Annotated in this window: 13 protein-coding genes and 2 pseudogenes; 6 read left to right on the forward strand and 9 right to left on the reverse strand. The window is 63.7% G+C overall.

The features are described from left to right. The first annotated feature begins 17 nt into the window (after positions 1-17). Both B586_RS16435 and B586_RS16440 read left to right on the forward strand, forming a co-directional pair. Positions 18-2291 carry a helicase-associated domain-containing protein gene (locus tag B586_RS16435; RefSeq protein ID WP_054879384.1) on the forward strand — a complete coding sequence of 758 codons (2274 nt, stop codon included), beginning with the start codon at positions 18-20 and terminating at the stop codon, positions 2289-2291. Positions 2292-2298: 7 nt separating this feature from the next. Beyond that, entirely contained in the window at positions 2299-3948 is a 1650-nt protein-coding gene (locus tag B586_RS16440) for a DNA repair helicase XPB (protein WP_047315245.1), read from the forward strand. Here B586_RS16440 and B586_RS22235 read toward each other — a convergent pair. Together B586_RS22235 and B586_RS22240 are read right to left on the reverse strand one after the other, a co-directional pair. Continuing rightward, positions 3945-4094: pseudogene (locus B586_RS22235) on the reverse strand (thiolase family protein); the annotation flags it as partial. The gene B586_RS16440 and the pseudogene B586_RS22235 overlap by 4 nt on opposite strands. 71 nt (positions 4095-4165) lie before the next feature. Further along, a pseudogene (locus B586_RS22240) lies at positions 4166-4411 on the reverse strand (zinc ribbon domain-containing protein); the annotation flags it as partial. A 51-nt stretch (positions 4412-4462) separates the two neighbouring features. Between B586_RS22240 and B586_RS16445 the strand changes: the two are divergent. Further along, positions 4463-4756 carry a putative quinol monooxygenase gene (locus B586_RS16445; protein WP_047315282.1) on the forward strand — a complete coding sequence of 98 codons (294 nt, stop codon included), beginning with the start codon at positions 4463-4465 and terminating at the stop codon, positions 4754-4756. A gap of 6 nt (positions 4757-4762) precedes the next feature. On the opposite strand, the gene B586_RS16450 is transcribed toward B586_RS16445, so the two are convergent. The 4 genes from B586_RS16450 to B586_RS16465 are packed head-to-tail and all read right to left on the reverse strand — an operon-like array spanning position 4763 to position 8273. Next, positions 4763-6172, reverse strand: coding sequence for a cytochrome P450 (locus tag B586_RS16450; protein ID WP_082607665.1), 1410 nt, complete (start codon positions 6170-6172; stop codon positions 4763-4765). Further along, complete coding sequence (locus B586_RS16455; RefSeq protein ID WP_156406819.1) at positions 6169-7374, reverse strand: DUF6545 domain-containing protein; 1206 nt, start codon at positions 7372-7374, stop codon at positions 6169-6171. The genes B586_RS16450 and B586_RS16455 overlap by 4 nt, the downstream gene beginning before the upstream one ends. Positions 7375-7390: 16 nt before the next feature. After that, complete coding sequence (locus B586_RS16460) at positions 7391-7891, reverse strand: hypothetical protein (RefSeq protein WP_054879382.1); 501 nt, start codon at positions 7889-7891, stop codon at positions 7391-7393. Next, positions 7878-8273 (reverse strand): helix-turn-helix domain-containing protein, encoded by a 396-nt coding sequence (locus B586_RS16465; RefSeq protein WP_236971427.1) that lies wholly within the window; start codon positions 8271-8273, stop codon positions 7878-7880. Before B586_RS16465 ends, B586_RS16460 begins: the two co-directional genes overlap by 14 nt. Positions 8274-8477: 204 nt before the next feature. On the opposite strand from B586_RS16465, the gene B586_RS22245 reads away from it, so the two are divergent. Beyond that, positions 8478-9023 (forward strand): hypothetical protein, encoded by a 546-nt coding sequence (locus B586_RS22245; protein ID WP_236971305.1) that lies wholly within the window; start codon positions 8478-8480, stop codon positions 9021-9023. A 34-nt stretch (positions 9024-9057) separates the two neighbouring features. On the opposite strand, the gene B586_RS16475 is transcribed toward B586_RS22245, so the two are convergent. After that, the gene (locus tag B586_RS16475) at positions 9058-9600 is read right to left on the reverse strand and encodes a TetR/AcrR family transcriptional regulator (protein WP_082607667.1); all 543 of its coding nucleotides are present in this window, start codon (positions 9598-9600) and stop codon (positions 9058-9060) included. Positions 9601-9679: 79 nt separating this feature from the next. Between B586_RS16475 and B586_RS16480 the strand changes: the two genes are divergently transcribed. Next, positions 9680-10891, forward strand: a complete 1212-nt coding sequence (locus B586_RS16480) for an FAD-dependent monooxygenase (protein WP_054879380.1) — start codon at positions 9680-9682, stop codon at positions 10889-10891. A 26-nt stretch (positions 10892-10917) separates the two neighbouring features. Next, positions 10918-11559 carry a class I SAM-dependent methyltransferase gene (locus B586_RS16485; RefSeq protein ID WP_054879379.1) on the forward strand — a complete coding sequence of 214 codons (642 nt, stop codon included), beginning with the start codon at positions 10918-10920 and terminating at the stop codon, positions 11557-11559. Between the two features lie 11 nt (positions 11560-11570). Here B586_RS16485 and B586_RS16490 read toward each other — a convergent pair whose 3' ends face one another. After that, positions 11571-13715: a 3-hydroxyacyl-CoA dehydrogenase NAD-binding domain-containing protein gene (locus B586_RS16490; RefSeq protein ID WP_054879378.1), complete on the reverse strand. Its 2145-nt coding sequence runs from the start codon at positions 13713-13715 to the stop codon at positions 11571-11573. Between the two features lie 4 nt (positions 13716-13719). Then, positions 13720-14931 carry an acetyl-CoA C-acetyltransferase gene (locus tag B586_RS16495; protein ID WP_054879377.1) on the reverse strand — a complete coding sequence of 404 codons (1212 nt, stop codon included), beginning with the start codon at positions 14929-14931 and terminating at the stop codon, positions 13720-13722. Positions 14932-15033 lie beyond the last annotated feature (102 nt).

The raw sequence follows: 15033 nt of genomic DNA on the forward strand, positions 1-15033 counted from the left end.
CTTTACGCTGATCAGCAATGACCGACAACACCCCGGATATCCCGCTGGGGTCCTGGCTGGCCGACTTGTCCGACGAGCGGCTGATCCGGCTGCTGGAGCTACGGCCCGACCTAGCCCAACCGCCACCCGGAAGTATCGCGGCGCTGGCCATGCGGGCGCAGGCCCGCCAATCAGTCAAGGCTGCCACCGACGAGCTCGACTTCTTACAACTGGCGGTGATCGACGCACTGCTAGTGCTGCAGGCCGATAGCACGCCGGTGCCGACCGCCAAGCTGCAGGCGCTGATCGGCGACCGCGCTCCGGCGGCCGACGTGGTCGGCGCGCTAGATGACCTCCGGCAACGCGCCCTGGCCTGGGGCGAGACCGAAGTCCGGATAGCCGCCGACGCCGCCACCGCGTTGCCGTGGCATCCGGGGCAAGTCACGCTCGAGGACGCCTCGCGCACCGGCGAACAGATCGCCGAGCTAATCGATCACCTCAACCAAGCGCAGCTGGATGTGCTGCAGAAATTACTCGAAGGGTCCCCGCTGGGGCGCACCCGCGACGCCGCGCCTGGCGCCGCACCAGAGCGGCCGGTGCCGCAGCTGCTCGCGATGGGTCTGCTGCGACGCATCGATGCCGAGACGGTGATTCTGCCCCGCCACGTCGGGCAGGTGCTGCGCGGCGAGCAGCCCGGTCCGATGCAGCTGACGCAGCCGGATCCGGTGGTTTCGGCAACCGCACCCAACGACGCCGACGCCGCGGCAGCCGGGGCAGTCATCGAGGCGCTGCACGAACTCGATGTACTGCTCGAGACCCTCGGCAACGCACCGGTTTCCGAGCTACGCAGCGGCGGACTGGGTGTTCGTGAAGTCAAGCGGCTAGCCAAAGCTACCGGCATCGACGAGCCCCGGCTGGGCTTGCTCCTCGAGGTCGCGGCCGCGGCCGGATTGATCGCCAGCGGCATGCCCGATCCAGAGCCAGCCACTGGTGACGGCCCTTATTGGGCGCCGACGGTGGCCGCCGACCGGTTCACCGCGATGTCCCCCGCGGAGCGTTGGCACCTGCTGGCCAGCACCTGGCTTGACTTGCAGTGCCGGCCCGCGTTGATCGGCAGCCGTGGCCCGGACGCCAAACCTTATGGTGCCCTGTCAGATTCGTTGTATTCGACAGCAGCCCCGCTGGATCGCCGGCTGTTGCTCGGCATGCTCGCCGAACTACCAGCTGGAGCCGGTGTCGAAGCAGCCGAAGCGTCGGCGGCGCTGATCTGGCGGCGCCCGCGCTGGGCCAGGCGGCTGCAGCCTGGACCTGTCGCCGATCTGTTGGTCGAGGGCCACACGATGGGCCTGGTGGGTCGCGGCGCGATCAGCACGCCCGGCCGCGCCCTGCTGGACGAGGCCGTCGAACCCGCCGCCGCCTCCGCCGACCCCGCCGCCGCTGTCGCGGCGATGACGCGGGCGCTACCCAAACCAATCGACCACTTTCTCGTGCAGGCCGACCTGACGGTCGTGGTACCTGGGCCGCTGCAACGCGAACTTGCCAAGGAATTGGGCACGGTCGCCACCGTCGAATCAGCCGGCACGGCGATGGTGTACCGCATCAGCGAGCAGTCGATCCGGCATGCGCTCGACACTGGAAAAACTCGCGACTGGATGCATGAACTCTTTACGAATCACTCCAAAACCCCAGTGCCACAGGGACTCACATATCTCATCGATGATGTTGCGCGCCGACATGGCCAGCTCCGGATCGGCATGGCCGCATCGTTCGTCCGGTGCGAGGACCCGGCGCTGCTGGCCCAGGCGGTGGCGGCCGCAGAAGAGCTGCAGCTGCGGGCCCTGGCTCCGACGGTGGCGGTGTCGCCCGCCCCCATCGCCGAAGTCCTCGTCGCGTTGCGGACCGCAGGGTTCGCCCCAGCCGCCGAGGACTCCTCCGGCTCCATCGTCGACGTCCGGCCTCGCGGAGCGAGGTTGCCCACACCAGCGCATCGGCGGCCCTACCGCCCACTGCAGCGGCCAAGCACTGAGACCCTCAACGCGGTCATCGCGGTGCTACGTAAAGTGACCGCCGCACCGTTTGGCAATATCCGCGTCGACCCGGCCGTGACCATGTCGCTGTTGCAACGCGCCGCGAGAGAAGAGACCACGCTGGTGATCGGCTATCTCGACGCTGCCGGCGTGGCCACCCAGCGGGTGGTATCGCCAATCGCCATACGGGGTGGTCAGCTGGTGGCCTTCGATTCGGGGTCCGGGCGGCTACGTGACTTTGCCATCCACCGCATCACGTCAGTGGTGTCGGCCGAGGACAGATAATAGGGCAATGACCGATGGGCCGTTGATAGTGCAGTCCGATAAGACGGTGCTGCTCGAGGTGGACCATGAGCTGGCCGATGCGGCACGTGCCGCCATCGCGCCGTTCGCCGAGCTGGAACGCGCACCCGAACACGTGCACACCTACCGCATCACACCGCTGGCGTTGTGGAATGCCCGCGCCGCCGGCCATGACGCCGAACAAGTCGTCGACGCGTTGGTCAGTCACTCCCGCTACGCGGTACCGCAGCCGCTGCTGGTCGACATCGTCGACACCATGGCCCGCTATGGGCGGCTGCAGTTGGTCAAGAATCCTGCCCACGGCCTGACGCTGGTCAGCCTGGATCGCGCGGTGCTCGAGGAGGTGTTGCGTAACAAAAAGATCGCACCGATGCTGGGCACCCGGATTGACGACGACACCGTCATCGTCCATCCTAGCGAGCGCGGCCGGGTCAAACAGATGCTGCTCAAGATTGGTTGGCCCGCAGAGGATCTCGCTGGTTACGTCGACGGTGAAGCGCACCCAATCAGCCTGCTGCAAGACGGTTGGCAGCTGCGCGACTACCAGCGGCTGGCTGCCGACTCATTCTGGTCTGGCGGCTCCGGGGTGGTGGTGCTGCCGTGTGGCGCCGGCAAAACGCTGGTGGGGGCGGCCGCGATGGCGAAAGCCGGAGCGACGACGCTGATCCTTGTCACCAACATCGTCGCCGCCCGACAGTGGAAACGCGAGCTAGTCGCGCGCACCTCGCTGACCGAGGACGAGATCGGCGAATACTCCGGGGAGCGCAAGGAAATCCGGCCGGTGACCATCTCGACCTACCAAATGATCACCCGCCGCACCAAGGGCGAGTACCGGCATCTGGAACTCTTCGACAGCCGCGACTGGGGGCTGATCATCTACGACGAGGTGCACCTGTTGCCGGCGCCGGTGTTCCGGATGACCGCCGACCTGCAGTCCAAGCGGCGGCTGGGCCTGACCGCCACGTTGATCCGCGAAGACGGCTGTGAAGGCGACGTGTTTTCCCTGATCGGCCCGAAACGCTATGACGCGCCGTGGAAGGACATCGAGGCGCAGGGCTGGATCGCGCCAGCGGAGTGCGTCGAAGTTCGGGTCACCATGACAGACAACGAGAGGATGACCTACGCTACCGCCGAACCCGAAGAACGCTACCGTGTTTGCTCGACGGCGCATTCGAAGATTGCGGTGGTCAAATCGGTGCTGAGTCGACACCCCGGCGAGCAAACCCTGGTGATCGGTGCCTACTTGGATCAGCTCGACGAGCTTGGCGCGGAACTCAATGCTCCGGTCATTCAAGGATCGACGAAAACCAAAGAACGCGAAGCGCTGTTCGACGCCTTCCGCCGCGGTGAAGTCTCCACGCTGGTGGTGTCCAAGGTCGCCAACTTCTCCATTGACTTGCCGGAAGCAGCTGTGGCGGTGCAGGTTTCGGGAACATTTGGCTCACGTCAAGAGGAGGCGCAGCGACTGGGCCGGTTGCTGCGACCCAAGGCCGACGGCGGTGGAGCCATCTTCTACTCCGTGGTTGCCCGCGACAGCCTGGACGCCGAGTACGCCGCACACCGGCAGCGATTCTTAGCCGAGCAAGGCTACGGCTACATCATCCGCGACGCCGACGACCTGCTGGGCCCGGCGATCTAGACCGACAGGATGGTCGCTGACGAGGTCCCAGGCGCGCCATACACCTGGGCCAGCCCCGACGCTCCGATCGGCTCGCCGTTGGCAATCAGCCGGACGTCGGTGTTGACCGGAATCGATCCGTGGATCTCGGTGGCACCGTCGGCGAGGCGTCTTCCGCCCGTGGGGTCGTCAGTGAAGGCGCCGCGAGGGTGCTGTCCAGGCCGACGGCGATGCCGATACCGTACTTAGTCCACGCCACTACCATCCCGCGACGCGGCAACAACAACTCGCCCGTCTGTCCGGCACTGCAACGCGGACACCGCGGCTGCGCAGGAAAGGTGGTGGCGCCACAGTCGCCGCATTGACCGCCGATCAGCTGCGGGTTCCCGGCAGGCCAGGTCAAGATTTCGGGGGCGAGCGCCTTCCCAGATCGGGTGCTGCTCTCCGCGCGGTACCCATGTGGCGTGCGGGGCTGATGAAGCAACCGCACGATGACAGGTATCTTGAGATCGCAGTCGCAACCTAGGAGATGACGATGCCAGTGACGGTGCTACTCGAACTGAAATTCAAGCCGGAAGCGGTGCAAACGGCTCGCGACGTCATGGGCCGGGCGCTGCGGGACACCCGGGCGTTCGACGGGAACCTCCGCACCGACGTCCTCGTCGATCAGGACGACGAGGCGCACTGGATCATCTACGAACTCTGGGACACGGTCGAGCACGACGAGGCCTACCGCAGATTTCGTGCCGGCGACGGTCGATTGACGGAGCTGCCTTCACTGCTGGCCGCGCCTCCGGTCAAGACGAGATACGTTGCTACCGATATCTAGTTCGGTTTAGCGGCGACGGTGCAGGCGTAGGCGCAGGTTCTTGGGCTTGAGTGTCATTGTCTCCGCCACCTCGAGTTGGTAACCGGGGTGTGGCTCCACGGTGAATTGATGCACGATCATCGCCAACGCCAATACCATTTCGTGGAGGGCGAATTGGCGGCCGATGCAGGCACGGGGCCCGGTACCAAAGGGCTTGTAGGTATACGGGGGCAGCTTGCGCAGGTTTTCGGGCAGGAAGCGGTCGGGGTTGAAGTCGTGAGCGTCGGGCCCCCAGGCGCGGTCGCGGTGCGCGGCGGGAAGCAGGACCAACACCCAATCCCCTTGCCGAAAGCTGTATTTGCCGTTTTCAAGTGTGGTGTCGCGGCGGGCTTTACGTAGGTATCCGGGCGCCACCGGCCACAGGCGCAGGGTTTCGTCGACGATGCGGCGTAGGTAGCGCAGCTTGGCGATGTCGCCGAACGATACGTCGGGAATGCCGCGGTCGGGCCAGCGTTGGTCGACTTCGCGGCGGGCTCGGGCGGCGACGTCGGGGTGGATGGACAGGTAGTGCAGGGCGAACGCGATGGCGTTGGCCGAGGTTTCGCTGCCGGCGACCAGCAGCGTGAGGATCTGGTTGATGATGTTGTCGGTGTCGAGATGCTCGCCGGTGTCGGGATCGGTGTTGTGCAGCATGATGTCGAGCATGTCGTCGCGGGGGCCTGCGGTCGGGTTGCGGCGCCGAGCCTCGATGATGTCGCAGACCTGACGGCGGATGTAGGCGTTGTCTGCGACATGCTGTTGGTGGTGTTTTTGCCCGAAGAGTTTGTCATAGAACGGTATGGCATCGGTGCGGGCGGTAAGTCGAAAGTAGCTGAGTTCACGGATGACAGCGGCGACAAACGCGTTGTCGCCGGGGTCACTGAGCTTGCTGAACGAATAGCCCAGTCCGGCACGAGCGATGATTTCGATGGTGAGTCGGTTCGCTTGAGCGGGGATGTCGATCCAGGACTGGCCGGCGCTATCGGTATCCCAGAACTCGACGAGTTCACGTACCGTAGCAGCCATGGTGTCGTGGTAAGCCATCATCGCTGTTTTGGTGAAGGCCGGCATTAAAATGTTGTGCGCCTTGCGCCAGTTAGGTTCCTCGTTATCGGCGGTGAACAGCCCGTCACCCATCAGGAGGCGCAATTTGCGCATCACGGGTCCAATGTGTTTTTCCCACACGGTTTCGTCATTGACCTCGTCAATCAAAGCGGGGTCGGCCAGCGCGATAATCGACAGGCCGAAGATGCGTTGCTCGACGATTCCGCTGCCGAGCTTGCCGAACTCGGCGGCCAGTCCCTGGGCGGGTTTGGCGAAGTCGGTCGTGAGAAGATCACCAACAATAGGCAACCGAAAGCGAGGGTGCGGAATCGGCGTGGCGGTAGCCAAAGTCATACGGACGGGCTCACTTTCATCGTGTCAAGTCCGGATACTGTGGTGTGCTCACTGGTGGCGTAGGCGGCCGGCCACCATTTCGCCAGCTTCAACAGCCCGGTTACTTCTTCCTCAAGGTTGGTTGCCCGCGACACCCCGATCAGCGCTACTTCGCGTGGTTCAGGCGTGGCGCCAGCAGCTTTGGCTCTGACGGCCTGCGCCAGGTGAAGAGCCTCAATCGCTGCGTCGTGTTCGCGGGCCGGCACAGTGTTAGCTTTCCCGAGGAAGCCAACCAGATGATGTCGGGGCATTTCGCGGCAATAGGGGCGCAGCTGCAAGATGGCGTCCCGGATTTCGACGACGGTTTGATGTAGTTGCAGCGTGGTTTTGAGGTGGCGATGGTCATCGATGTCGAGGTCGAAAGCGCATTCCGGGACCGCAGTTCTCATGCTCTGCCGCAACGGCTGCAACTTACGCCAGCTCCGGCTGATCGGATCCAGCCCAAGACAGCCGAGCAACTTCATCAGACACGGCACAGCAGCGATCATGCAGACACCGGCCGCCGTGTAGAAATTAATGGACCTGTGGAACCGCAGCCTGTAGTCAGCGGTGTTGGTCCAGCCAAGCTGGTCAGCAATCGGCAGGCCCATGTCTTGCAAGCAGGTCAGTGCAAGCAGTGCACCCAGCAGCAGGGTGCTGATGGCGATGAGGCGTTCGCGGCGCTGGGCAACGGTACGCAGCTCAAGCACAGACCTCCATACAAGGTGCACAGCTAGGACCAGCAACATGGTCATGCCGAAGGTCCAGGCGGCAACGCGATCCCAACCACCGGCGACTTCAAGGGGCTCTCCGAGGGCCCGAGCGCCGGTGCCACAGATGAGGTATGCCGCGCACAAAACCAGCGCGGCCAGCCGATAATATCGATGCTTCTTGCGCGTTTTGGCCGCCGACAACCCCGTCCACAGCAAGGTGAACCCAATAAATTCAGTGCCAACGAAGCCCACCACAGCGCCATAGAGTTGCTGGGCATCGGCCGGCGCCATGGACAGCGTGTCCTGCACAAGATGCTCGTGCAACAGCTGAGCCAACAGTGCCAATGCCAGCGTGTTGTTGAGGTATCTGCCATACAGGTTGTTGTTGAACCATCGGTAGCGCGCGACGACAATGATCGCCATAAACGTGATGAACGGCCAGGCGATCGCGCCTGGCACCGTCGAGCTCATCAATGGATTTCCTAAGTCAGGCGCGGTGGAAAAAGGCGTTGCGCATCATCGATTTCTGCTCGCCGGCTTCGACTGCGGCAATCATCAACATATTCGCGAACATTTCAGCGCCACGCTCTTGATCGTCCACAAAGACTTTGCGCCCCAGCACACTTTGCACGGTGGTGGGATCGATGTCGGGCAGCAGTTTGCCGAGCATCTCAACGTTCGGCGTGCTGTTGGTACCGGCTTGTTGACCACCCGCGTGTCCCAACACCATGTGCCCGATTTCGTGGCACACGATTTGATCGATGTGGTAGTCCGACGTCCCGGCTTGGTGAAAGATCAGGTCGTCGTCATCGCGGATTAACCATAAACCACACGGACTTTCGGTGAACGCCGAGGTATCGGTGGGGATGAGCCGGATGGGCCGACCTCGTTGACGGGCGAGGTTCTCAATGAAGACGTCCCTGTTCCAAGGCACAGGAATGGGCAACTTGCGTGCGAGAGCGAGCATCTCGGCATTAGGCATTGCCATTGAGATCACCTTCCTGGGAAGGGGCGACCGGCGGTAGTTGCTCAAGCTGGCGCACATGATCAACCATTGCCGCCAAACTGCTCAGGGACTGGGGAGTTAAGCCGGAGGCACGCATTGCCAGGTCGCGTACTCCGCTGTCACGTAGCGCTTGGATGAGGTTGAGCTGGGCGTCGATGTGCGGATCGATGCCGGGGTCGATCAAGTAGGACGGGGAGACACCGAAGAATTCGGCGATCGCCCGCAAGTGCTGCACAGTCGGGTTGTTTTTGACCCCCGCGCGCAGCTGCCACATGTAGGCCGAGCTGATCGACACCCCGGTCTGCTTGGTAATGGCCTCCGCGGCGGCCGCGTTGGACAGCGGCGGCTCAGCCGGGTTTCGCATGATCTTGAAGAGTTTGTCGAGCTTTACCGACAGCTCAGATTTGCCCGAGGGCTTGTCAGACCCAACCGTGCTGGTCAATATACCCTCGTTTCATATGTTGTCCCGCGGTATGCGCCGAGGTTACTACACGACCACGAGGGGCTCAACGCTGGATTTATATCAGTAAATGTTGCATCGATATCGATGTACTGTTATCAATGCATTATGGCGCTCGCGACCTTCCCGAACAGCATCAACCCGGCCTGCGGCCATGGCATCGCAGGATCGGTATCCAAACGGATCGCGGCTCGTCAGCCCCGTATCACAGCCGGCGCACCAGCCTTCATAGTTACCGTTCACGGCACCCAGATGACGTTTGGCATCGATGACGACGCGTTCACGGCCTGGGTCGACAACCAAGGCGATGAGCTGGGAGGCAACCTTCCCGACCCAAGTGACAGCTGCCCCGGATCAGCCTTATCGGACCTAGTCTATGAGGCGCTCAGCGCTGGTGCACTCGTCGGCCACCCCGCGATCGAACTCAACGTCCACACTGACGGTGCCGGATACCTCGTGAGGCTCAACAATGTCGCTGGTTGTCAGCCATCGGTGGGCCTGACCAGAGGATTCCATGAAATCCATTGGCCGCCAGTTGGTCTCGCTTACGACGAATGCGCTCGCTACTTCCTGCAAGAAATTTGCGATATCGCCAATGCGCTACTCAACGACGTACTAGCCTTTGCGTGCAACGGATTCGATTTAGAGGTTTAGGTCGTGTCGTCGTCGATGCTGCGAGTTTGATTGCTTAATCGCATTTGCCCAGCGCGGCGAGCGCAGCGTCCACCGAGGACTCGCGCAACGCTTTATAGGGTGTATCGGGAAACTGCAGGCAACAGTCCTGCAGCCCACCGAAAGCAACCACCGCGCGGGTCGACTCAGCGAGCGTCGGCTTCGGACCGAATACCAGCTTGCCGAGCCGGTCGCGCCACGCCAGCACCTTGTCTATCAGACCAAGGTCGGCCAGCGCCGTCAGTTCGGCCAGCACTAGTACGAGGTCCTCACGGTGCCGGTAGTGAAAATCGAAATAGCCCTGAAGCAACTCGCGGGCATCGGTGTAGCCAAGGTTTTCCTGGTCGGTAACGAATTGCTCGCCCTCGTCGATCAACGGCACCAGGATGCTGCGCACCAGGTCTTCTCGCGAAGCGAAGTGGTAGTACAACGCGGGTTTGGTGATCCCCAGCTTGTCGGCGATGTCCTGCAGGCTGGTGCGCTGCACGCCCTGCTGAAGAAACAGATCCCGAGCGACTTCTTGGATGCGCTGTCGGGTGCCTGACCCGGGGCTACTCACTCAACGAGCTTAACTGACTTACCGATAGGTAAACACTGGTGCTAGGCTTACCGAACGTTAAGTAAGTGAGGAGCTCGTCATGCGGATCCTGATCTCCGGGGCCAGCATCTCTGGTCCTGTGCTGGCATACTGGCTCACCCGGCACGGGTTCGAGGTCACCGTTGTCGAACGCGCGCCGGCTTTGCGAAAGACGGGTGGCCACGCTGTTGACCTGTTCCGGCCGTCGATGGAGATTTCGGCGAAGATGGGTGTGCTGCCGCGGATCGAGGCGCTGGCCACCGGAACGAACGCGGCGACGATTTGTCGCGAGGGCACGCGCCGGCCGGTCCGCATCGATATCACCAAGGCTATCGGCGCCGTATCCGACTGGCACGTGGAAATCATGCGCGACGATCTCAGTGAGGCTTACTACGACGCCGGCCGCGACCACGTCGAGTACCTATTCGGTGACTCGATCACGGCAATCTCCCCCGACGGCGAGGTGGCCTTCGAGCGCGCGGCGCCACGCAGGTTCGACCTCGTGGTCGGCGCCGACGGGCTGCACTCAAACGTTCGTCGCCTGGTTTTCGGTGAGGACGCCGGGCGTACCCAGTTCCTTGGCGGGTACCTGGCGGTGCAGTCGCTGCCGAAAACGCTTGCACACGAAGGCCAGATGATCAGTCACGTCGGCGCTGGCCGTCTGGCGGCGATCTACACCGCGCAGCCCCTCGACGATGCGCGCGCGGTGTTCCTGTTCCGCACCGAAAACGAACTCAAGTATCACTACCGAGATGCGTTGCGCCAGCAGGAGTTACTCCGTCAAGCGTTCGCCGGGATGCATCCGCAGGTGGACGGCTGGCTGGGCGAGCTCGACCGCACGCCCGCGTTCTACTTCGACTCGATCACCCAGTTACAGCTGGACAGCTGGTCGCGCGGGCGGGTCACACTGGTTGGTGACGCCGGGTACTGCCCGGGGCCCGCGGTCGGCGGCAGCACCAGCCTATCGGTGTTCGGCGCCTACGTGCTAGCCGGCGAACTAGCGCAGGCGAACGGAAATTACACGCAAGCGTTCGCGGCCTACGAACGGCTAATGGCTGATCCGGTGCGCCGCAGTCGCGCTTTCGCGCGCACCGTGGCCAAGAGCCTGGTACCCAGCTCCGCTGCCGGAGTGTGGGCGCTGACTCGCGGCGCACAACTGATTTCACTGCTGCCGGCCGGACTCACCAGGACGCTTGCAAGGTTAAACACGAAAGGTGTGCGGTTCTACGACTCGATGCAGTTCAAGGACTACAGCGCAGCGACGGTCGGATAGGAACTGCGCAAGGGATACCGTGGATCATGGCTTCTCGACACACTTTGTTCCGGGTTTTTTATCGGCTCGGGTTTACCCCGTGGGATGGTCATGCGCAGGCAACCAGCCTGCTGGAATTGATCCAGGGAACCGCTGGCGTACCCGCGTTGTCGCCTGGCGCGGCGCTGGACGTCGGGTGCGGCACCGGTGACTCGTCGATTTACCTGGCCGAGCACGGATGGCAGGTCACCGGGGTTGACTTCGTGCCGAAGGCACTCGATAAGGCCCGCGCCAAGGCTCGTGCTGCCGGCGCGTCGGTCAACTTCGTCCAGGCTGATGTCACGCATCTGAGTCATGCAGGCATCGACGCGAAGTTCCAGTTGATTGTGGACAACGGCTGCTTGCATGGCATGAGCGACGGCGATCGTGACCGTTACGTCCAAGAGATCACCGCGGCCGCTGCCCCCAGCGCGCGGTTGTTGATCGTCGCCGCCCCACCCGGTGGCCCGGTGCGGTTCCTGGGACTCGATCAGGCCGAGGTCGAGCGCCGATTCACGCCTGCGTGGGTGCTGTTGTCGACGGCACAGGAAAAGATGGGGTTTGCCAACGGGTCCGCGTATCGACGCACACCGCTCGCGTGGATTGGCAACCGGTTCGCGGTGCGCTGCTACCTGCTGCAGCGCCAATAAGTGCGCAGAACTTACGTCAGCGACGCCGGCGGCAGGAACCGGTCGCCGTACTTGGCCGCCAGCTCGCGGGCTCGGGCCACGAAGGCCTCCTTGCCGGTACCGGCCGGGCCGGAGTAGCCGACGATGTACTGCGCGCTGCCACCGGTCCACGGCGGGAATCCGATGCCCATGATCGACCCGATGTTGGCGTCGGCGGTCGACGTCAGCACGTTCTCGTCGAGGCACTTCTGCGTTTCCAGCGCCTCAGCGAACAGCATGCGATCGATCATGTCCTGCAGCGGCGGCTCTGATGAGCCCGACTTGAAGGTCTCCCGCAGCCCGGGCCACAACCCGGACCGCTTGCCGTCGGCGTACTCGTAGAAGCCGGCGCCCTTCAAGCGCCCGGACCGACCGAGCTCAATCATCTTCTCCACCACGGCTTCTGCCGGGTGCGGCTCATAGGTGCCGCCGGCGTCCTCGACGCCCTTACGGGTGGCGACCGCGATCTTGTGCATCAGCTCCAGGTTGAGCTCGTCGGACAACTGCAGCGGCGGCGCCGGGTAACCGGCCTGCGAGCCCGCCTGTTCGATCGAAGCCGGCTCGACCCCTTCACCGAGCATCGCCAGCGCCTCGTTGACGAAGGTGCCGATGACGCGCGATGTGAAAAAGCCGCGGCTGTCGTTGACCACGATCGGGGTCTTGCCGATGGCCAGCGTGTAGTCGAAGACCCGCGCCAGCGCCTCGTCAGAAGTCTTCTCGCCCTTGATGATTTCGACCAGCGGCATCTTGTCGACCGGCGAGAAGAAGTGGATCCCAATAAAGTCCTCCTGCCGCTTGACGCCGGTCGCCAGACCGGTGATCGGCAGCGTGGAGGTATTCGACCCCAGGACCGCGTTGGGCTCGACGATGTCCTCGATCTCCTGGAACACCTTGTGCTTGAGTTCCTGGTTCTCGAAGACGGCTTCGATTACGAAGTCGACGCCCTTGAGATCGGCAGGGTCGGCCGTCGGGGTGATGCGCGCCAGCAGGGCGTCACTCTTCTGCTGCGTGGTGCGTCCCCGCTCGAGCGCCTTGGCTTCCAGCTTCTCCGAGTAACCCTTGCCCTTCTGCGCGGCCTCAGGACTCACGTCCTTAAGCACCACGTCGTAACCGGCCTTGGCCGAGACATAGGCGATGCCGGCGCCCATCATGCCCGCACCCAGCACACCGATCTTCTTGATCGGCGTCTTGCCAATGCCCTCGGGACGCGAACCTCCACCGTTGATGTGCTGCAGGTCGAAGAAGAACGCCTGGATCATGTTCTTGGCGACCTGGCCGGTGACCAGCGAAGCGAAGTAACGGCTCTCAATACGGCTGGCGGTGTCGAAGTCGACCTGCGCGCCTTCAACCGCGGCGGACAGGATGGCCTTCGGCGCCGGCATCGGCGCGCCCTTGAGCTGCTTGCGCAGCAGCGACGGGAACGACGGCAGGATGGCCGCCAGCCCCGGCGAGGACGGAGTGCCGCCGGGCATCTTGTAGCCCTTCTTGTCCCACGGCTGCTCGTGCGCCTCCGGGTTGGCCTTGATCCAGGCCTTGGCCGCGGGCACCAACTCGTCGACCGTCGGCAGCAGCTCGTCGACCAGCCCGATCTCCTTAGCCTTGGCCGGCTTGAAGCGGGTGCCCTGCGACAAGATGTTGACGAACGCATTCTGGATGCCGAACATCCGCACCGTGCGGGTCACCCCGCCGCCGCCGGGCAACAGGCCCAGCGTGACTTCGGGCAGGCCGAGCTGGCTGCCCTTGACGTCGGCGGCGATCCGGTGATGACACGCCAGCGCGATCTCCAGGCCGCCGCCCAGCGCGGCGCCGTTGATCGCGGCGACGACCGGCTTGCCCAGCGTTTCCAGGGTGCGCAGCTGCTTCTTGACCGTCTCGACAGTGTCGAAGGACTGCCCAGCATCCTCGGGTCCGGCATTGATCATCGCGGTGAGGTCGCCGCCGGCGAAGAACGTCTTCTTCGCGCTGGTGATCACCACACCGGCAATCGAATCCTTTTCCGCGACAAGGCGATCCACCGCCTTGCCCATCGACTCGAGGTAGGCCTCGTTCATCACGTTGGCCGACCCGGACGGGTCGTCCATGGTCAGTGTGACGATGCCGTCGGCGTCCTTGTCCCACTGAATTGTGTTGTCTGCCATGCGATTAAACCCTCTCGATGATGGTTGCAACACCCATGCCGCCGCCGATGCACAGCGTGACGAGCGCACGCCGGGCGTTGCGGCGCTCCAGTTCGTCGACCATGGTGCCCAGAATCATTGCGCCGGTAGCACCCAGCGGGTGGCCCATCGCGATCGCACCGCCGTTGACGTTGAGCTTCTCGTCCGGGATGTTCAGATCCTTCTGGAACTTCAGCACCACCGACGCGAACGCCTCGTTCAGCTCGAACAGGTCGATGTCGTCAACCGTCAACCCGGCGCGGTCGAGCACCTTGCGGGTGGCGGGGGTGGGACCGGTCAGCATGATGACCGGGTCGGCGCCGCTGGTGGCGGTGGCCACCATGCGCGCCCGCGGGGTCAGGCCCTGCGACTTCCCGGCAGCCTCGCTACCGATCATCACCAGGGCCGCTCCATCGACAATCCCCGAGCTGTTGCCGCCGGTGTGGACGTGGTTGATCTTCTCCACCCAGTGGTATTTCTGCAACGCGACGTCGTCGAAGCCGCCCATCGCCGCCAGGCCCTCGAAAGCCGGCTTCAGCTTGCCCAGGCCCTCCTTGGTGGTGTCGGGCCGCATGTGCTCGTCGTGGTCGAGGATCAACAGGCCGTTCTGGTCGCGGACCGGTACCACGGACTTGGCGAAGTAGCCGCCCGACCATGCGGCCGCGGCCTTCTCCTGGCTGCGCAGCGCGTAGGCGTCGACGTCGTCACGGGAGAAACCCTCGATGGTGGCGATCAGGTCGGCACCGATGCCCTGCGGGACGAACATGACGTCGTAGTTGGTCGCCGGGTCCAGGCCCATGGCGCCGCCGTCGGATCCCATCGGAACCCGGCTCATCGACTCCACACCGCCGGCTAGGACCAGGTCGTCCCAGCCGGAGCGCACCTTCTGCGCGGCGGTGTTGACGGCCTCAAGCCCCGATGCACAGAACCGGTTGAGCTGCACCCCGCCGGCGGTGACGGGCAGGTCAGCGGCCAGCACCGCGGCGCGGGCAATGTCGCCACCCTGGTCACCCACCGGTGAAACGCAGCCCAAGATGACGTCGCTGACCAGGTTCTCGTCGAGGTCGGGGTTGCGTTTGCGCAGCTCCTCAATCAGCCCGACGACTAGGCTCACCGGCTTGACCTCGTGCAACGATCCGTTCTTCTGCTTACCGCGAGGGGTGCGGATGGCCTCGTAGATGAAGGCTTCTTCGGACATGTCGGCTTCCTGTTCGCAAAAAAAAGGGGGTTTAGATCCGTCTTAAAGACTAGGTCCAGTACAGGCACACTAACAGGGGGTTCGGCCAACCTGTTGGTTGGG

Source organism: Mycobacterium haemophilum DSM 44634 (assembly GCF_000340435.2).
Classification (GTDB): Bacteria; Actinomycetota; Actinomycetes; order Mycobacteriales; family Mycobacteriaceae; genus Mycobacterium; species Mycobacterium haemophilum.